Origin of the sequence: Streptomyces sp. KL2 (assembly GCF_046529545.1) — a bacterium.
GTDB classification, from domain to species: Bacteria; Actinomycetota; Actinomycetes; order Streptomycetales; family Streptomycetaceae; genus Streptomyces; species Streptomyces radiopugnans.
On the sequence record NZ_CP127170.1, the window covers coordinates 901,582 to 919,419 of the forward strand.

Below are 17,838 nucleotides of genomic sequence, written 5' to 3' on the forward strand. Positions count from 1 at the left end.
GGTCTCCTCTGCGTTCGATGTCGTGCTCACGCCGCCTCCTGGAAGACGTCGTCGTGCGGGCGGCCGAGGGCGGCCAGCGCTTCCCGGGCGGCGGTCAGCCCGCTGCGCACGGCGCCCTCCATCGTCGCGGGCCAGCCGGTGGCGGTCCACGCCCCGGCCAGCCACAGCCCCGGTGCCCCGGTGCGGGCGGCGGGACGCAGGCGTCCGACGCCGGGCACGGGGGCGAAGGTGGCGGTGCGCTCGCGGGTGACGAAGAAGTCGCGCACCTTCGCCTCCCGGGCGGCGGGCAGCAGCCGGGCCAGTTCGGGCAGGTAGCGGTCGCGCAGCGCGGCGACCGGCAGGTCGATCTCGTCCTGCGCGGCGGACTGGGACACCGCGACGTACTGGCTCGCCGCCCCTCCCGGCTCGCCCCGCAGCCCGGAGGCGGCGGTGCGGTCGAAGACCCACTGCACGGGGGTGCCGAGCGCGGCGAGGAAGGGTCGGTGGAGCACCTTGCGGTCGTAGACCACGTGGACGTTGAGGATCGGCGCGTCGCCGATGCGCAGCAGCCGCTCCGGCTCCTCCAGTGCGCCCTCGGGGAGCAGCCGGTGGGCCTCGCGCTGGGGGACGGCGAGGACGACCGTGCCGGCCCGCAGCGTCCGGCCGGTCCGGCGTGCGCCGGTGTCCACCGCGATCCGCCAGGCGCCGTCCGGCTCCCGGGCCAGCTCCCGGGCCCGGCCCTGCCGGACCACGCGTACGCCCGCCTTCTCCAGCACGGCGGCGGCGAGCGTGTCGTGCAGGTGTCCCAGCGGGACCCGCGACCAGCCGATGTCGGCCGCGCCGGGTTCGCTGAGCAGGCCGGTGGTGAGGACCATCGCGGCCAGCCCGAGCGAGACGTCCGGTGCGCGGGCGTTGAGGGTGGCGACGCCGACGAGGTCCCACAGCGCCCGTACCGCGCGCGGCGACTGGCCGTGGCGGCGCAGCCAGCTCCCGAAGTCCTGGGCGTCCAGGGCGGGGTCGGAGGGGTCGACCCTGCCCAGGCGCCCGAGCGCCAGGGCGGCCCGCCCCACGCGCAGCCGCTCGGCCGGGGAGAGGTGGGGGTAGCGCGCCAGGGAAGGGCCCAGGTGCAGCGGCGCGGGCAGGGCCGCGCGCCGCAGCCGCCCCGTCCTGCCGCGCGCGGCGTCGTGGACGGGGATGTCCAGACGGGGCTGGAGGGGGGCCAGCGCGCTCGCGCCGATGCGCTCCAGGAACCAGCGGTAGGCGGTGCAGCAGCGCAGGTGGACGTGGTGGCCGTTGTCGACGGTCAGCTCGCCGGCCGCGCCGGAGCGTCGGAAGGAGAAGGCGAGCCCGCCGAGCCGGGGCCTGCTCTCCACCAGGGTGGTGGCCACCCCGGCGTCGGCCAGGCGCAGTGCGGCGGCGGTGCCCGCCAGCCCTCCTCCGACGACGACGGCGCGCGGATCGGGTGCGCCGCTCATGTCGCGCTCTCCCCGGGGGCCGTGCGGGCGGCCAGCCGGGCGTCGAGCCCGGACAGGCCGCGCAGGGCGACGTACGCCTTCTCGCGCGCCGGCAGGGAGACCCTGCCGCGCAGTACGGCGTGCGGGTCGCGGGCGATGCGGGCCAGCAGGCGGTGGTAGATCCCGGCCATGGCCGCCACGCAGGCGGCCGAGCGGCGGTCCAGCAGCGGCAGCAGCCGCAGCCCCTCGGCGAACAGCGCGCGGGCGCGGCCCACCTCGAAGCGCACCAGCCCGGCGAAGTCCCCTCCCGCGGGAGGCGCGTGGCGGTCCAGCGAGGTGTCGCAGCCGAACGCGGCCAGATCCTCGCGGGGCAGGTAGGTGCGGCCCTCCGCGGCGTCCTCGCGCACGTCGCGCAGGATGTTGGTCAGCTGCAGGGCGAGGCCGAGGGTGTCGGCGTAGTGGGGGGCGCGGTCGGCGCCGGGTGCGCCCGGCACGGTCCCGAAGACCCCCAGGGAGAGCCTCCCGATGGCGCCGGCGACGCAGCGGCAGTACTCCCTCAGCTCGTCCCAGGTCTCGTAGGCGCGGCCCCGGACGTCCATCAGGACTCCGTCGATCAGCTCGTCGAGCCCGCCCAGCGGGATCGGGAAGCGGTCCGCGGCGTCGGCCAGGGCGACGGCGACCGGGTCGGTGGCGTCGTCGGGGACCTTTCCGGCGCGGACGAGGTCGAGCAGGTCGCGGGTCTCCTCCAGCCGGGCGCGCTTGACCTCCGTCTCCAGCGGGCCGTCGCCGATGTCGTCCACCCGCCGCGAGAAGGCGTACAGGGCTGACATCGCCCGGCGCTGCGCGGTGGGCAGCAGCCGGATGCCGTAGGCGAAGTTGCGCGCCTGCCGCCCGGTGACGGCCTCGCAGTAGCGGTAGGCGGCGAAGACCTGCGGGGAGGGCGGCGCCTGCCGCGCGGCCCGCTCCGCGTTCGCGGTCCGCCTCTCCACCGGGCTCACCTCGCCCGCCCCAGGACGGCCGCGGTCTCGCGCAGCACACCGGCCGGGGTGGGCCGCAGGGCTCCGCCCAGGACGTCGTACCGGGCGGAGCGCAGGGCGCGCAGGGCCGCCCGCCCGCCGCCGGTGAATCCGGCGATGAGGATCTTCGGTATGCCGGGGACGCTGGCCACCAGCGAGACTCCTTCGTTCAGCAGTTCGTGCGCGCGCCGCGCCTCCCAGGCGACCAGGGCGCGCACCGAGGCGTTGGCGGTGGGCGCGGCGAGATCGGCCTCGGTGACGCGGAAGCGCTCCAGGTCCTCGGCGGGGAGGTAGACCCGGTCGCGCAGTGCGAGGTCCTCGGCGACGTCCTGGAGGTGCTCGACGATCTGCAGCGCCGTGCAGACGGCGTCGGAGCGGCGGACGCGCTCGGGGGTCGTGGTCCCGGTGACGGCCAGGACGAGCCGCCCCACGGGGTTGGCGGACAGTTCGCAGTAGCCCAGCAGCTCCTCCCAGGTGCCGTACCGGCGGACCTTCTGGTCCAGCCGGTTGGCCTCGACCAGGGCGAGGAACGGCTCGGGGGTCAGCGCGTGGCGGCGCACGGTCGGCACCAGGGCGTACAGCAGGGGATGGCGGGGGACGTCCCGGCCCTCGGCGCCCGGGTCCCGGGCGGTGCGGAAGACCCGGTGCAGATCGGTCTCGAAGGCGTCCAGCAGGGCGCCGCGGTCGCCGGCCCGGCCGGGGTCCACTCCCAGCAGCGCGGCGTCGGCGCCGCCGGGCGGCAGGTCGCCGTCGCCGATGTCGTCCAGGAGGCGGACGCAGCCGTACACGGCCATCAGGTCGTCCCGCCAGGCCCGGGGCAGGAAGCGGGGGGCCACGGGGAAGTTCTCGCGCGCCGCCTTGTCGAGGACGGCGCGGCTCCGCGCGTCCCGCGCAGGGGTCACCGGGGGCCGCCCGCTGCCATCGCCGTCACCTCTCCGTCCTTCCACCGACAGCATCCGGGCACCGGCACCGCCTCGTCGTCCGCGTCCGTGGCCGCCGGTCACCGCCCGCTGCAGGAGCATCATATTTCGGGCATGCCCCGACTTCGGTCCGGTACTCGGCCGACCGGGTGCCGGACCGCCCGGTGCGTCGTCCGCCGGGACCGGCTCAGCTTACGTCGTGCCCGGGGGGATCCTTCGCCGCGGGTCCGGCGGGGCGGGTCGCCGACGGTCACTCCGGCGCGGTGAAGCCCCGGATGACCGTGGCCAGGGCACCGGCGGTGAAGGCGTCGCGCTGCTCCGGCGCGAGCCGGCCCAGCGGCCCGTCCAGCAGCAGGACCGCCAGGCCGTGCACCGCCGCCCAGGCGGTGATCTCGGCACCGGGACGCCGTCCGGCGGGCATCCGGCCGGTGGCGACGAGCCCGTCCAGGGCCTCGGCCAGCAGCCGGAAGGAGCGGTACATCCAGCGGGACGGGTCCTCCTCCGGTCCGGACCCGTGGCCACCGTCCGGCGTCTCGGGGGTGCGGCAGAAGGCTGCGCGGAACAGGCCGGGCTCGGCCAGCGCGAACTCGACGTAGCCGGCACCGAGCGCCCTGACCCGCTCCTCGGCCGCATCTCCGGCACTCGGCGACCCGCCACCGGCGCCGGCCGACCGCTCCATCGTCTCCGCGAGCCCCCGCTGCCCCTGCTCCTTGACCGCCATCAGCAGGTCGCCCTGACCGGTGAAGTGGCGGTAGGCGGCCGTCGGCGAGACCCCGACCCTGCGGGCGGCGGCGCGCAGCACGACGGCTTCCGGCCCGCCGTCGCGTGCGAGGTCCGTCGCCGCCTCGATGAGCGCGTTGCGCAGATCCCCGTGGTGGTAGCCGCTCTTTCCGGTGCCTTCGGTCCGCATCATTCGATACTGCCTGATGTTGACATCATTAACATCCCTCTGCCAGAGTCCAAGTTAACGCCGTAAACATCCTATGGCGCGCGCCCGCAAGTGAGCGAGAGGGAAGACCATGCTGTCGTGGATCGCCGACCTGGTACTGCGCCGCCCCCGAACGGTGCTGGTGGCCGCACTCGTCTCCGTGCTGGCCATGGCGGCCGTCGGCATCGGCGCCTTCGGCAAACTCCAGAGCGGCGGTTTCGACGACCCCGACGCACCTTCCAGCCGCGCCACCGCGCTGATCGACGAGAAGTTCGGCGGCGAGACCAACCTCGTCCTGCTGGTACGGGCGGACGACGGCGGCCGGCTGGACTCCCCCGCCGCCGAGCGGGCGGGCCGGGAGATCGCCGACGGGCTGAGGGACGAGCCGGGCGTGTCCGGTGTGGTCTCCTACTGGGACACCGGCGGCTCCGCGCTCACGTCCCGCGACGGCGGCCAGGCGCTGATCCTCGCCCACATCGAGGGCGACGACACCGAGCGCACCGACCGCGCCGGCGAGCTCTCCGAGAAGTGGTCCGGCGACCGGGGCGCCGTCACCGTGCGCACCGGCGGCCAGGCGGCCGTCGCCAGCGACATCACCTCCCAGATCTCCAAGGACCTCGCCATCGCCGAGGCGATCGCCGTCCCCATCACCCTGATCCTGCTGGTGATCGCCTTCGGCAGCGTCGTGGCCGCGCTCCTGCCGCTGGCCATCGGGCTGATCGCGGTCATGGGCACCTTCGCCGAGCTCTACGTGCTCGGCAGCATCACCGACGTCTCGATCTTCTCGATCAACCTCACCACCGCCCTCGGTCTCGGCCTGGGCATCGACTACGGCCTGCTGCTGGTCAGCCGCTTCCGCGAACGGCTGACCGAGGGCGACGACGTACCGGAGGCGCTGCGCACCACCGTGGCCACCGCGGGCCGCACCATCGCCTTCTCCGCCGCCACCGTCGTCGCCGCGCTCGCCGCACTGCTGCTCTTCCCGCCCTTCTTCCTGCGCTCCTTCGCCTACGCCGGGATCGGCGTCGTCGCGATCGCCGCGGTCGGCGCGCTGGTGGTCGTCCCCGCCCTGCTGGTGGTGCTGGGCCACCGCGTCAACAGCGGCCGACTGCCCTGGGCGGAAGCCGTACGGCGCCCCGACGCGCCGGTGTGGGGCCGCCTGGCCTCGGTGGTGATGCGCCGCCCCGCACTCACCGCGCTGCCGGTCCTGGCCGTGCTGCTGCTCGCCGCGAGCCCGCTGCTGGGCGTGTCCTTCGGCAACCCCGACGAGCGGGTACTGCCCGACAGCGCGCCCAGCCGCCAGGTGGCCACCGCCATCGACGAGGACTTCGGCCGCGACGACACCTCGGCCGTCCAGATCGTCACCACCGGCCCGGTGGACGCCGCCGGGCTGGACGCCTACGCCACCGCGGTCTCCCGCATCGACGGCGTCACCCGCGTCCAGGCCTCCTCCGGCACCTACCAGGACGGCGAGGCCGCCCCGCCCGGTCCGGTCAACGCCGCGCTCGGCCGGGACGACGCCCAGCGGCTGACCGTCGCCACCGAGCCGGAGTCCGGGTCCGGCGAGGCCGAGGACCTGGTGCGCGACATCCGCGCGGTGCCGGCCCCCGACGGGGTGGAGGCCCTGGTCGGCGGCCCGGACGCCCGGCTGGTGGACACCAAGGCCGCCATCGGCGACCGGCTGCCCGCCGCGATCGCCTGGGTCGCGCTGACCACCTTCGCCCTGCTGTTCCTGTTCACCGGCAGCATCGTGCAGCCGCTGCGCGCGCTGGTGCTCAACACCATCAGCCTCACCGCCGCGATCGGCGCGATGGTGTGGATCTTCCAGGAGGGCAACCTGTCCTCGGTGCTGGGCTTCACCCCGATGCCGATGAACACCTCGATGACCGTGCTGCTGTTCTGCATCGTCTTCGGGCTGTCGATGGACTACGAGGTCTTCGTGACCAGCCGGATCAAGGAACTGCACGACGCGGGCGAGGACACCGGGACCGCCGTCACCCGCGGGCTGTCGCGCACCGGGCGGATCGTCACCATGGCCGCCGGCCTGCTGGCGGTGAGCCTGTTCGCCTTCACCACCAGCGAGATCAGCTTCATGCAGATGTTCGGCCTCGGCAGCGGGCTGGCCATCCTGATCGACGCAGTCGCGGTGCGCGGTGTGCTCGTCCCGGCCGCGATGCGGCTGCTGGGCCGCGGCGCCTGGTACGCGCCGAAGGCCCTGCGCCGGCTGCACGGCCGGGTGGGGCTGTCCGAGGCCGCCACTCCCCCTGCGGCCCCCGCCGAGCCCCGGCGTGAGCCCGCCGGAATCTGACCGGCCTGCGGCGGACCGCCCGGACGCGGACCGGCCCCGCCCCTTGTCAGGGGCGGGGCCGGTCCGCGTCCGGGCTCGGCGGCACGAGCGTCACTTGCGGGTGAACTCCTCGTACGCCTTCATCACTTCCTCGGTCGGGCCGTCCATGCGCAGCTCGCCGCTCTCCAGCCACAGCACCCGGTCGCAGGTGTCCCGGATGGACTTGTTGTTGTGGCTGACCAGGAAGACCGTCCCGGCCTCCTGGCGCAGCTCGCGGATGCGGGCCTCCGAGCGCCTCTGGAACTTCTTGTCGCCCGTCGCCAGCGCCTCGTCGATCATCAGCACGTCGTGGTCCTTGGCCGCGGCGATGGAGAACCGCAGCCGGGCCGCCATGCCGGAGGAGTACGTCCGCATCGGCAGGCTGATGAAGTCGCCCTTGTCGTTGATGCCGGAGAAGTCCACGATGTCCTGGTAGCGCTCCTGGATCTGGGCCTTGGACATGCCCATCGCCAGTCCGCCCAGTATGACGTTGCGCTCGCCGGTCAGGTCGTTCATCAGCGCGGCGTTGACGCCCAGCAGCGAGGGCTGGCCGTCGGTGTAGACCCTGCCGCGCTCGGCCGGCAGCAGACCCGCGATGGCGCGCAGCAGCGTGGACTTGCCCGAGCCGTTGGACCCGATCAGCCCGATCGCCTCGCCGCGGTAGGCGGTGAAGCTGACGCCCTTGACCGCGTGCACCTCGCGCATGCCCGCCGGGGCCTTGCGGCGCAGGATGCGGCTGAGGGCCGCCGTGGCGCTCCCCCGGCCCCGGCCACCGCCGTTGACGCGGTAGACGATGTGCAGGTCGTCGGCGATCACGGTCGGCCGCCGTTCCACGGGAGCGGCCTCCGCCGCCCCCTCGCCCTTGTGCGCCGACGCTGCGGCTGCGCTCTTCTCAGCCACGGCCATAACGCTCCTCCGCCTTCCAGAAGTACACGAACCCGCCGATGCCGACGACCACGGCCCAGCCCGCGGCCAGCAGCCACACGTGCCCGTCCAGACTCTGGTGGTGCGGTCCGTCGATCAGCGCGTAGCGCATCAGCTCCATGTAGACCGCCGCCGGGTTGGCTTCCAGCACCCCGGCCAGCCAGCCCGGGGCGTTCGCCTTCTCCAGCATGTAGGCCAGCGGGAACATCACGCCGGAGGCGTACATCCAGGTACGCAGCACGAACGGCATCAGCTGGGCCAGGTCGGGGGTCCTGCTGCCCAGCCGGGCCATGGTCATCGCCAGGCCGGTGTTGAAGAGGAACTGCAGCAGCAGGGCCGGCACCACCAGCAGCCACAGCGGACCGGGGTAGTGCCCGAGGCCCACCAGGATGACGACCAGGACGATCATCGAGAACAGCAGTTGCTGGAGCTGCTGGAGGGAGAAGGAGATCGGCAGCGAGGCCCTCGGGAAGTGCAGGGCCCGCACCAGCCCCAGGTTCCCCGAGATGGACCGCACGCCCGACATCACCGAGGTCTGGGTGAAGGTGAAGACGAACACCCCCGTCACCAGGAACGGGATGTACTCGTCGTTATCCATGCCGCCGCGTCCCCCGAGCAGCAGGCCGAAGATGAAGTAGTAGACGGCCGCGTTGAGCAGGGGCGTCAGGACCTGCCACACCTGGCCGAGCTTGGCCTGGCTGTACTGGGCGTGCAGCTTGGCCCGGGAGAAGGCGAGGATGAAGTGCCGCCGCGCCCACAGCTGCCGGACGTACTCCGTCAGGGAGGGCCGGGCGCCGCTCACCGTCAGCCCGTACTTGGCGGCGAGTTCGGCCGGGGACAGGCCGTCGTCTGGTGAACGCGGGGGCTCGCTCGTCACGATCGCACCGCCGTGCGTTGTGTCGCTCACGTTGAAACTTTCGTCCTCACAGTGCGCAGCCGGGATGGAATGAGCGCAGCGGGAGCCCGGCCCTGTCACCGGACCCGATGCTCTCAGACAGAGCTTGTCAGATGACGGGAGGGCGGCCCAGCCGGGTCAGACGCCACACCGTACGCCACTTCATGGGACGGCGGGGGCCGCACGGGGTCGTCCAGCCCTCCCGGAAGCCGCCCAGCCAGGCGCGCAGAGCGGGGCGCGAGGGGCGCCGGGCGAGGGTCAGCAGCAGCCATACGCCCAGGTAGAGGGGGATCAGCGGCAGCGGCAGGTTGCGCCGGGCCAGCCACACGCGGTTGCGGGCGACCATGCGGTGGTAGACCGCGTGGCGGCTGGGGAGGGTGGTGGGGTGGTGGAGCACCATGTCCGCGCGGTAGTCGATCATCCATCCCGCGTCCAGCGCCCGCCAGGCCAGGTCGGTCTCCTCGTGCGCGTAGAAGAACTCGTCCGGCAGCCCGCCGACCTGCCGGAAGACCGCCGTGCGCACGGCGGTGGCGCCGCCGAGGAAGGTCGTCACGCGCGAGGAGCGCATCGGGTCCGAGGCGCGCAGCCGCGGTACGTGGCGGCGCTGGGTGGCCCCGGTGTCCGGGTCGGCGATGCGGAAGCTGATGATGCCCAGCTCCGGGTCGGCGGCGAACGCCTGCCGGACCAGCTCGGCGGTGTCGGTGTTCGGCAGCAGCCCGTCGTCGTCGAGGAAGAGCAGGGCGTCCACCTCGCTCCCGCCGGGCCCGAACGCCTCGATGCCGACGTTGCGGCCGCCGGGGATGCCCAGGTTCTCCGGCAGCTCCACCGTCCGCACCCCCTCCGGGAGCTCCGGCAGCGGGGCGCCGTTGCCGACGACCACGACCTGGACCGGGTCGCCGTCCTGCTTGGCGACCGAGTCCAGCAGGGCGCGCAGCTCCTCGGGGCGGTTGCCCATGGTGAGGACGACCGCGCCCAGCGTCAGGGGCCTGCCGGATGCGGACTCCGCGCCCTCCGTCATGTCACTCAACGTCGTTCACCGCCCTCACCGCAGCCGGCTCGAGGCCAGGATGGACACCAGGTGCAGCAGCGTCTGCAGGACCGCGATGGCCGCCAGGACGGCGACGCCCAGCCGGGTGAAGAACAGGCCGCCGTGCAGTACGTCCGCCACCGCGACCAGCAGGATCACCAGGGACGCCTCGACGCCGCCGACCAGCCGGTGGAACTTCAGCGCCGCGGCCGCCCGGCGGGCCAGTGCCAGCCCCGAGGAGCGGGGCACGGCCGCCTCGTCCTTCACTGCGGGCAGGCCGCTGCGGGAGCGGGCCACGTCCACCAGGTCGGTCTCGGCCTTGATCAGGATCGCGCCCAGCGCGGCCACGGTGCCCAGGAAGGCCCACAGCCAGTTCGCGGAGGCCCCCTCGGTGCGGAAGACGTCGGCGGCCCGCACCCCGAAGCCGACCAGCAGCGCCGCCTCGGCCAGGTAGTGGCCCACCCGGTCGAGGTAGACGCCGGTGATGGAGGTCTGCTTCCGCCAGCGGGCGACCTCGCCGTCCACGCAGTCCAGCAGCAGGTAGAGCTGGATGAGGAGGGCGGCGAGGACGGCCCCGGCCGGGCCGGGCACCAGCAGTACGGCGCCGGCCGCCACACCGGCGACGACCATCAGGTAGGTGAGCTGGTTGGGCGTTATCCGGGTGTTCACCAGATGCCGGGTCCAGCGCAGCGAGATCTCCCGCATGTACAGGCGCCCGGCCCAGTGCTCACCGCTGCGCCGGTCCTTCACCCCGGCGGGGTGGACGACCGGGCGGAGTTCAGCTACTGACGGCTTTGACATAGTCGGCGTACGCGTCCCTGATCTGGTCGGTGGACAGGTCCAGGTGCTCGATGATCGTGTAGCGCCCGGGCCGGGTCTGCGGCGCGTACTCCACCGCGCGCACGAACTCGTCCTCGTTGAAGCCGATCTCGCCGGGCAGCACGGGCAGGCCGTGGCGGCGCAGCACGTCGACGATCAGCGCCGTCTGCTCCTCCGCCCCGCGCAGGTGCATCGCGAAGGCCGCCCCGAGCCCGCACTGCTCGCCGTGGGCGGCGGCGCGCTTGGGGTAGAGCAGGTCGAAGGCGTGGTTGATCTCGTGGCAGGCGCCGGAGGCGGGGCGGCTGTCGCCGGCGACCGACATGGAGATGCCGGTGAGCACCAGCCCCTCGGCCAGCACGGTGAGGAACTCGTCGTCGCCGCAGCCGCCCGGGTGGCGCAGCACCGCCTCGCCGGCCTGGCGGGCCATGGCGGCGGCCAGGCCGTCGATCGACTCGCCGGTGACCTTGTGGGAGAGTTCCCAGTCGGCGACTGCGGAGATGTTGGAGATCACGTCGCCGACACCCGAGCGCACGAAGCGGATCGGGGCCTCGCGGATGACGTCGAGGTCGATCACGATCGCGATCGGGTTCGGCACTCCGTACGAGCCGCGGCCGGCGTCGTTGTCGAGCGTGGCGACGGGGGAGCACAGGCCGTCGTGGCTGAGGTTGGTGGCGACGGCGACCAGCGGCAGGCCGATGCGCGCGGCGGCGAACTTGGCGCAGTCGATGATCTTGCCGCCGCCCATGCCGACGACCGCGTCGTAGTGGCCTGACTTCATCGCGTCGGCCAGCTTGATCGCGTCGTCCAGCGTGCCGCCGCCGACCTCGTACCAGTCGGCGCCCGGCAGGGCGGGCGCGAACCGTGCGCGCAGGGCCGCGCCCGAGCCGCCGCTGATGGCGATGGCGAGCTTGCCGGAGGCCGAGATGCGCTGGTCGACCAGGAGACTCGCCAGATCGTCCAGCGCACCGGGCCTGATGTCGACGACGACCGGCGACGGAATGAGCCGGGTCAGTACTGGCACGCGATCTCCCGCGCCTTGTTCAGATCGTCGTGGTTGTCGATCTCGACCCACCTGACGTCGCCGATCGCGGCGGTGTCGATGGTGAGGCCGCGGTCGACCATCTCCTGGTAGCCGTCCTCGTAGTAGAGCTGCGGGTCGCGCTCGTAGGTGGCCTTCAGCGCGTCGGCCAGGTCGGCGGCGGCGTCGCCCTCGATGAGGGTCACACCGATGTACTCGCCGGTGGCGTCGGCCGGGTCCATCAGCTTGGTGATGCGGCGCACGCCCCTGCCGGGCTCGGTGACGACCTTCATCTCCTCGTCGGCCAGCTTCTTGACCGTGTCGAGGGCGAGGATGATCCGCTGCCCCTTGCCGCGGGCCTCCAGCAGCGTCTGCTCGACGGAGACGGGATGGACGGTGTCTCCGTTGGCCAGGATCACGCCCTCCTTGATGACGTCGCGGGCGCACCACAGGGAGTAGGCGTTGTTCCACTCCTCGGCCTTGTCGTTCTCCACCAGGTGGAGCTTGACCCCGTACTTCTTCTCCAGGGCGGCCCTGCGCTCGTGGACGGCCTCCTTGCGGTAGCCCACGACCACGGCGACGTCGGTGAGGCCGACCTCGCGGAAGTTGCCGAGGGTGAGGTCCAGCACGGTGGTGGTGCCCTCGCCCGCCGGGTCCACCGGCACCAGGGCCTTGGGCAGGGTGTCGGTGTAGGGGCGCAGACGCCGTCCGGCGCCGGCGGCCAGCACGAGGCCGATCATGCGGGTTCTCCTGTTTCGTCGTGTACGGCGGGTGCGTGTGAGGACACCCAGAAACGGACGCTCTCGGTGATCACCGTGAGCGCCAGGGCCCCGGCCAGGGCCGTGAGCGCGATCGTGAAGCCCTGCCCCGCGGCCCAGAGGGCGGCGGCGGCCGTGACCGCCACAGCGCGTCCCTCGTGCCCGCCGATCGCCCGCACCAGCAGGCGCGGGGGGGCGCCGGTGCCGCCGCGGATGCGGTACACCGTGTCGTAGTGATGGTAGGCGACCGCCGCGACCAGCCCGAACGCGGCGGGCAGGGCCCCCTCCGCCTCCGAACGGGCGGCCAGCGCCAGGACGGTGGTGTACTCCGCCGCGCGGAAGAGGGGCGGGACCAGCCAGTCCAGCGCGCCCTTGAGCGGGCGGGCGACGGCCAGTCCTGACAGGGCGGCGTAGCCGAGCGCGGCGGCCGGCAGCCAGGGTCCGACCGGCGCCCACAGCGCGGCGGCCACCAGGGCGGCCGAGCCGAGCAGGGCGAGGGCCGGGGCGGCGAACCCGGACGGCCGCCCGCCGCGCCGCCGGAACGCGGCGGCCCGCGCCACGCCCTCGGCCAGCGGTCCGGAGTCGGCCAGCTCGGCCAGGGCCCGCGCGGCGCCGTCGGTGCGCACGTCCTTGCGGCTGAGGGAGCGCAGCACCCGCCCGGCGGTGGTGTAGCAGGCGGCGAACGCGCATCCGGCCAGCAGCACGACGAAGGTGGTGCGGGGCGTGGTGAGCGCGGTGAGGAGGGCGATCAGCGCCCAGCGTTCGCCGATGGGCAGCACGATCATGCGGCGGGCCCACACCGTCCAGCCGACCCTGTCGAGCCTCCCGGACAGGGCGGCGGCGGGGTTGGCGCTCCCGGCCGCGGGCTCCCCCCCGCGCTCTCCCGTGTGCTGCCCGCCGGCCTCCCTCTCGTGGCGGTCGGCCTCGTTGAAGGAGAAGTCCACCACGTGGCGGCAGGTCTGGAGCACCATCGCGCCCAGCGCCAGGGCCCATACGTCGTCGCCGCCGCGGGCCGCGCCGAGGGCCAGGCCCGCGTAGTAGGCGTACTCCTTGGCCCGGTCGAAGGTGGCGTCCAGCCAGGCGCCGAGCTTGGAGTACTTCAGCGCGTAGCGGGCGAGCTGGCCGTCGGTGCAGTCCAGCACGAACGAGGCGATCAGCAGCACCCCGGCCGCGACGAAGCCGCCGCGGGTGCCGGTGGCCGCGCAGGCGGCGGCGATCAGCGCGGTGAGCAGCGAGGCGGTGGTCACCTGGTTGGGGGTGAGTCCGCGCCGGGCGCACCAGCGGGCGAGGTGGCGGGAGTAGGGGCTGACGAAGAAGGTGGTGAAGAAGCCGTCGCGGGACTTCACCGCCGAGCGCAGCCGCACCCGCTCGTCGTCGACGGCCGCCACGGCCCGTTCCGCCTCGGCACGCTCCGCGCCGTCGGCGGGCACGGCGGCGACGAGGACGCCCAGCTCGGGCCGGTGGACGGCGGGCGCCCGGCCGTCCTCGTCCAGGGCCGCGGCCACCCGGTCGGGCAGGCCGGCGGGACCGCGGGCGGCGGTGCGCACCGCGGCGGCGGGCGCGGTCCGCGCGGACGGGGCGGCGGCCGCGGAGACGGCGGCGGACACGGCGCGGACCAGGGCGGTGCGCGCCCCGGGCCGGACGGCCAGCGCGCCGGGGATCGCGGCGGCGGGGAAGCGCGGGTCGGTCAGGGCCAGCCGCAGGCTGTGCACGTGCCCGACGAAGCGGGAGTCGACGAGGGCGACGCGCTCGCCGGCCGGTACGGCCGCCAGCGCCGTCTCCACCCCGGCGGCGTCCTCCGCCACCCGCACGTCGAACCCCAGCGACCGCAGATCGCCCTCCAGGGGCGCCCCCGCGACCGGCGGACCGGTGAGAATGGCGGTCGACAAGAACGAACTCACTCCTTGGAAGCCGTACCGTCCGCGGCGCGGTCCGTAACGAGCGGCATCCGGGCAGCGGTCACCGTGCTCCATCACCCGTTCGGGGGCAGGCAGCACGTGGCCAGAGGTTATCGGATAGGTGGAAGCGTCCGTTCACCCCGCATTCACCGGACGAGAGCGCCCGGCCGTCACGAAAGGTGACAGAACACCACGGACCGCGTTCCAGGATCCTCGATCCCGGTGGCTCGCACAAGGAGCGCGTCCGCGGCGGTGTCCGGCCGGTGGTTAGGCTGCGGCCATGACGTGGCTGGTGACCGGAGGAATCGGATACGTCGGCGCACACGTGGCGCGGGCGATGGCGGAGGCCGGCGAGGAGGTCGTCGTGCTCGACGACGTCTCCAGCGGCCTGCCCGAGCGGTTGCCGCCCGGCGTGCCCCTGGTGCGCGGATCGGTCGCCGACCGCGGGCTGCTCGACCGCACGATCGCCGGGCACGGCGTCACGGGCGTGGTGCACCTGGCGGCGAAGAAGCAGGTGGGCGAGTCGGTGGAGCACCCGCTGACGTACTACCGGGAGAACCTGCACGGGCTCACGGTGCTGCTGGAGGCCGTGGTCGCGGCCGGGGTGCGGCGCCTCCTGTTCTCCTCCTCCGCCGCCGTCTACGGCATGCCGGACGTGGACCTGGTCACCGAGGACACCCCCTGCGTCCCGCTGAGCCCCTACGGCGAGACGAAGCTGGCGGGCGAGTGGCTGGTGCGCGCCGCCGGGCGGGCGCACGGGCTGTCCACCGCCTGCCTGCGCTACTTCAACGTGGCGGGGGCCGCGCGGCCGGAGCTGGCCGACGTCGGCGTGTTCAACGTCATCCCGATGTTCTTCGACGCCCTCACTCGCGGTGAGGCCCCGCGGATCTTCGGCGACGACTACCCCACCCCCGACGGAACCTGCGTCCGCGACTACATCCACGTCGCCGATCTGGCCGAGGCGCATCTGGCCGTCGCCCGCCACCTGGCGGAGCGCCCGGCCGGCGGGGACCTGACGGTGAACGTGGGCTCCGGCGAGGGCGTGTCGGTGCGGGAGCTGGCCGACCTCGTCGTCGAGACCACCGGCATCCGCGAGCCCACCCCGGTCGTCGCCCCGCGCCGCCCCGGGGACCCCCCGCGCGTGGTCGCCTCGGCCCAGCGGATCGGCGAGGAGCTGGGCTGGAGCCCCCGGCACGGGGTGCGCGAGATGGTGGCCTCGGCCTGGGAGGGCTGGCGCCTGCGCCACGCCGATGGCCTCCGGCGGGACGCGGCCGCACTCCCCGAGTGATCCGGGCCGGACCCCCGAACGGGCGGGCGCCATCCGCCAGGCGACTGGAAAGCGCAGGTCAGGGGGGATGACAACGGTGTTCAGTGCCGCGTTGCCCCATACCCCCCGCCCGTAGTTCACTGGGATGGTCCGCACCGGTCGTACGCGGCGCCGGCCGCTATACGGGAGGCATCATCCATGGGCGCAGGGCACAACCACGGCGGGCCGCGGCCGGCCGGGCCGGGTACGGCGGGAGCCGCCTACCGGGGGCGGCTGCGCGCCGCGCTGGCCATCGCGGTCGTCCTGCTGCTGGCCGAGCTCGCGGGCGCCGCGCTGACCGGTTCGCTGGCGCTGCTGGCCGACGCCGGCCATGTGGCCACCGACGCGGTCGGCATCGGGATGGCTCTGCTGGCGATCCACGTCGCCAACCGGCCCGGCAGCGAGCGGCGCACCTTCGGCCTCGCCCGGGCCGAGATCCTCGCCGCACTGCTCAACGCCCTGCTGCTGCTCGGGGTGGGCGGCTACATCCTGGTGGAGGCCGTCGAACGGCTGCGCCACCCCCAGGAGGTGCCCGGGGGCCTGACGGTCCTGTTCGGCGTCGTCGGCCTGGCGCTCAACGGCCTGTCCCTGGCCCTGCTGATGCGCGGGCAGCGCGAGAGCCTGAACGTGCGGGGCGCCTTCCTGGAGGTCGCGGCGGACGCCCTGGGCTCCCTGGCGGTGATCGCCGCCGCGCTGGTGATCATGTTCACCGGCTGGCGGCAGGCCGACCCCGTCGCCTCGCTGCTGATCGCGGTGCTGATCGTGCCGCGGACGGTGCGGCTGGCCCGCGAGGCGATCGACGTCCTGCTGGAGGCGGCGCCCCGGCATGTGGACATGGCCGGGGTGCGGGCGCACATCCTGGGCGTGCCCGGAGTGGAGGACCTGCACGACCTGCACGTGTGGACCATCACCTCCGGCATGCCGGTGCTCTCCGCGCACGTGGTGGTCGGCCGGGAGGCGCTGGAGGCCGAGGGGGGCCACGACAGGATCCTGCGGGATCTCCACGGCTGCCTGGGCCGGCACTTCGACGTCGAGCACTGCACCTTCCAGCTTGAGCCGCACGGGCACGCGGCGCGCGAGGGGCGGCTGTGCCACTGACGCCCCCACCTGCGCCGTGACGGACCGAGTACCGCACGCCCGGCGAGCGGCCCCCGTCCGTGTACGGCACACTGGAGCGGACAGTCGGAACATCGGAGAAATGCCGTTCCGACGCATTCGCGGTGAAGGGCGGACATGACCAACGGCACGGCGGACCCGATCATGCTCGAGCTGGTCGACGAGGACGGCAGGACGATCGGGACCGCGGAGAAGCTCTCCGCCCACCAGGCCCCCGGTCGGCTGCACCGGGCCTTCTCCGTCTTCCTCTTCGACGACATGGGCCGGCTGCTGCTCCAGCGCAGGGCGCTGGGCAAGTACCACTCCCCCGGTGTGTGGTCCAACACCTGCTGCGGCCACCCCTACCCCGGCGAGCAGCCCTTCGCCGCCGCGGCGCGGCGGGTCGGCGAGGAACTGGGCATGGCCCCCTCGCTGATGCGGGAGGCGGGGACGGTGCGCTACAACCATCCGGACCCGGCCTCCGGCCTGGTCGAGCAGGAGTACAACCACCTCTTCGCGGGACTGGTGCGGGACATGCCCCGGCCGGACCCGGAGGAGATCGCGGAGACGGCGTTCGTGACGCCCGAGGAGCTGCTCAAGCGGCACGAGGCGGAGCCGTTCTCGGCCTGGTTCATGACGGTGCTGGACGCGGCGCGGGGCGGCATCCGCGAGGTGACCGGGGTCTCGGCCGGCTGGTGACGCACACGCCGCCGGCCCGCTGAGCCGCGGCGCGCTTCAGCGGGCCGGCGGCGGTGTCGAGGGCTGTGCCGACGGCGATGTCGAAGGCGGTGCCGAAGGCGGCAGGGGGGCCAGCCGCATCTCGACCCGGACCACCTTGCCGCCGGAGGCGGTCCGGTCGGCCTCGCAGAACCCGCCCGCCTCGGCGGCGATGGCCCTGACCAGGAGCAGCCCCCGCCCCCCGGTGTGCTCCCGCCCCGGGGCGGCGGCCAGCGCCGCGGGGCGGTAGGGGTGACCGTCCTCGACCCCCAGGCGCACCCGGCCGGCGTCGAGGGAGATCTCGACGCCGATCTCCTCGGAGAGCAGGGCCGCGTGCCGCACGGCGTTGGTGACCAACTCGGAGAGGATCAGCAGCAGGCCGTCCATCAGCTCGCCGGTGACCGGGGCGCCCCTGCGGCGCAGGAGGTCCCGCACGGCGTGGCGCGCCCGGGGCACGGAGGACTCGTGCACCGGGACGGTGAAGCGCCAGGCGCCCTCGTACGGCCGGGGGTGGGGCTGTGGCCGGGCGTACGGCTGCGTCTGTCGCCGCGTCTGCTCCTGCGGCTGTTCCTGCGGCCGGGGACGCGGTTGCGGCCGCGATGGCGCGGCCGGCCGGTCCGGCGCGGCCACGGGCGCCCGTCTGTCCCGGTCAGGAAGGGAATCCCCGCGGATGTCCATCTGCCGCACCCCGCTCTCGGCTCTCGCCGGCCGCCTCGGCCCGGACCGGTTCCGGACCGGTTCTCCCGTCGAGTGTTGGC

Annotated in this window: 16 protein-coding genes; 4 read left to right on the forward strand and 12 right to left on the reverse strand. The window is 74.1% G+C overall.

Going from position 1 to position 17,838, the window contains the following annotated elements:
- Positions 1 to 26: 26 nt before the first annotated feature.
- From hpnE to QPK52_RS04155, 4 genes are all read right to left on the reverse strand, one after another.
- Positions 27 to 1,454: a hydroxysqualene dehydroxylase HpnE gene (gene hpnE / locus QPK52_RS04140; protein WP_410535639.1), complete on the reverse strand. Its 1,428-nt coding sequence runs from the start codon at positions 1,452 to 1,454 to the stop codon at positions 27 to 29.
- Positions 1,451 to 2,422, reverse strand: coding sequence for a presqualene diphosphate synthase HpnD (hpnD, locus tag QPK52_RS04145; protein ID WP_410535640.1), 972 nt, complete (start codon positions 2,420 to 2,422; stop codon positions 1,451 to 1,453). Before hpnD ends, hpnE begins: the two co-directional genes overlap by 4 nt.
- Before the next feature lie 5 nt (positions 2,423 to 2,427).
- Entirely contained in the window at positions 2,428 to 3,351 is a 924-nt protein-coding gene (gene hpnC / locus QPK52_RS04150) for a squalene synthase HpnC (RefSeq protein WP_410535641.1), read from the reverse strand.
- A gap of 268 nt (positions 3,352 to 3,619) precedes the next feature.
- Positions 3,620 to 4,279, reverse strand: coding sequence for a TetR/AcrR family transcriptional regulator (locus QPK52_RS04155; protein WP_410535642.1), 660 nt, complete (start codon positions 4,277 to 4,279; stop codon positions 3,620 to 3,622).
- A gap of 109 nt (positions 4,280 to 4,388) precedes the next feature.
- Between QPK52_RS04155 and QPK52_RS04160 the strand changes: the two genes are divergently transcribed.
- Positions 4,389 to 6,605 (forward strand): MMPL family transporter, encoded by a 2,217-nt coding sequence (locus QPK52_RS04160; RefSeq protein ID WP_410535643.1) that lies wholly within the window; start codon positions 4,389 to 4,391, stop codon positions 6,603 to 6,605.
- Between the two features lie 90 nt (positions 6,606 to 6,695).
- Here QPK52_RS04160 and QPK52_RS04165 read toward each other — a convergent pair whose 3' ends face one another.
- From QPK52_RS04165 to QPK52_RS04195, 7 genes are all read right to left on the reverse strand, one after another.
- Positions 6,696 to 7,529 (reverse strand): ABC transporter ATP-binding protein, encoded by an 834-nt coding sequence (locus QPK52_RS04165; protein WP_410535644.1) that lies wholly within the window; start codon positions 7,527 to 7,529, stop codon positions 6,696 to 6,698.
- Positions 7,516 to 8,454 carry an ABC transporter permease gene (locus tag QPK52_RS04170; protein ID WP_410535645.1) on the reverse strand — a complete coding sequence of 313 codons (939 nt, stop codon included), beginning with the start codon at positions 8,452 to 8,454 and terminating at the stop codon, positions 7,516 to 7,518. The genes QPK52_RS04165 and QPK52_RS04170 overlap by 14 nt, the downstream gene beginning before the upstream one ends.
- 97 nt (positions 8,455 to 8,551) lie before the next feature.
- Entirely contained in the window at positions 8,552 to 9,424 is an 873-nt protein-coding gene (locus QPK52_RS04175) for a glycosyltransferase family 2 protein (protein ID WP_410540188.1), read from the reverse strand.
- A 60-nt stretch (positions 9,425 to 9,484) separates the two neighbouring features.
- Positions 9,485 to 10,270, reverse strand: a complete 786-nt coding sequence (locus tag QPK52_RS04180; protein WP_410535646.1) for a CDP-alcohol phosphatidyltransferase family protein — start codon at positions 10,268 to 10,270, stop codon at positions 9,485 to 9,487.
- Positions 10,248 to 11,309 (reverse strand): iron-containing alcohol dehydrogenase family protein, encoded by a 1,062-nt coding sequence (locus QPK52_RS04185; RefSeq protein ID WP_410535647.1) that lies wholly within the window; start codon positions 11,307 to 11,309, stop codon positions 10,248 to 10,250. Before QPK52_RS04185 ends, QPK52_RS04180 begins: the two co-directional genes overlap by 23 nt.
- Positions 11,297 to 12,046, reverse strand: coding sequence for a sugar phosphate nucleotidyltransferase (locus QPK52_RS04190; protein ID WP_093656070.1), 750 nt, complete (start codon positions 12,044 to 12,046; stop codon positions 11,297 to 11,299). The genes QPK52_RS04185 and QPK52_RS04190 overlap by 13 nt, the downstream gene beginning before the upstream one ends.
- Positions 12,043 to 13,953, reverse strand: a complete 1,911-nt coding sequence (locus tag QPK52_RS04195; protein WP_410535648.1) for a DUF5941 domain-containing protein — start codon at positions 13,951 to 13,953, stop codon at positions 12,043 to 12,045. The genes QPK52_RS04190 and QPK52_RS04195 overlap by 4 nt, the downstream gene beginning before the upstream one ends.
- A gap of 289 nt (positions 13,954 to 14,242) precedes the next feature.
- On the opposite strand from QPK52_RS04195, the gene galE reads away from it, so the two are divergent.
- From galE to idi, 3 genes are all read left to right on the forward strand, one after another.
- Positions 14,243 to 15,250 carry a UDP-glucose 4-epimerase GalE gene (gene galE / locus QPK52_RS04200; protein ID WP_410535649.1) on the forward strand — a complete coding sequence of 336 codons (1,008 nt, stop codon included), beginning with the start codon at positions 14,243 to 14,245 and terminating at the stop codon, positions 15,248 to 15,250.
- 177 nt (positions 15,251 to 15,427) lie between these two features.
- Positions 15,428 to 16,366: a cation diffusion facilitator family transporter gene (locus tag QPK52_RS04205; protein WP_410535650.1), complete on the forward strand. Its 939-nt coding sequence runs from the start codon at positions 15,428 to 15,430 to the stop codon at positions 16,364 to 16,366.
- A gap of 135 nt (positions 16,367 to 16,501) precedes the next feature.
- Positions 16,502 to 17,062, forward strand: a complete 561-nt coding sequence (idi, locus tag QPK52_RS04210; RefSeq protein ID WP_093656079.1) for an isopentenyl-diphosphate Delta-isomerase — start codon at positions 16,502 to 16,504, stop codon at positions 17,060 to 17,062.
- 36 nt (positions 17,063 to 17,098) lie between these two features.
- Here idi and QPK52_RS04215 read toward each other — a convergent pair whose 3' ends face one another.
- Positions 17,099 to 17,758, reverse strand: a complete 660-nt coding sequence (locus QPK52_RS04215; RefSeq protein ID WP_410535651.1) for an ATP-binding protein — start codon at positions 17,756 to 17,758, stop codon at positions 17,099 to 17,101.
- Positions 17,759 to 17,838 lie beyond the last annotated feature (80 nt).

Coding starts and splice junctions, on each gene's coding strand:
- hpnE (WP_410535639.1), bottom strand. CDS start 1,454: ATGAGCGGCGCACCCGATCCGCGCGCCGTCGTCGTCGGAGGAGGGCTG.
- QPK52_RS04155 (WP_410535642.1), bottom strand. CDS start 4,279: ATGCGGACCGAAGGCACCGGAAAGAGCGGCTACCACCACGGGGATCTG.
- QPK52_RS04160 (WP_410535643.1), top strand. CDS start 4,389: ATGCTGTCGTGGATCGCCGACCTGGTACTGCGCCGCCCCCGAACGGTG.
- QPK52_RS04165 (WP_410535644.1), bottom strand. CDS start 7,529: ATGGCCGTGGCTGAGAAGAGCGCAGCCGCAGCGTCGGCGCACAAGGGC.
- QPK52_RS04180 (WP_410535646.1), bottom strand. CDS start 10,270: ATGTCAAAGCCGTCAGTAGCTGAACTCCGCCCGGTCGTCCACCCCGCC.
- QPK52_RS04190 (WP_093656070.1), bottom strand. CDS start 12,046: ATGATCGGCCTCGTGCTGGCCGCCGGCGCCGGACGGCGTCTGCGCCCC.
- galE (WP_410535649.1), top strand. CDS start 14,243: ATGACGTGGCTGGTGACCGGAGGAATCGGATACGTCGGCGCACACGTG.
- QPK52_RS04205 (WP_410535650.1), top strand. CDS start 15,428: ATGGGCGCAGGGCACAACCACGGCGGGCCGCGGCCGGCCGGGCCGGGT.
- idi (WP_093656079.1), top strand. CDS start 16,502: ATGACCAACGGCACGGCGGACCCGATCATGCTCGAGCTGGTCGACGAG.
- QPK52_RS04215 (WP_410535651.1), bottom strand. CDS start 17,758: ATGGACATCCGCGGGGATTCCCTTCCTGACCGGGACAGACGGGCGCCC.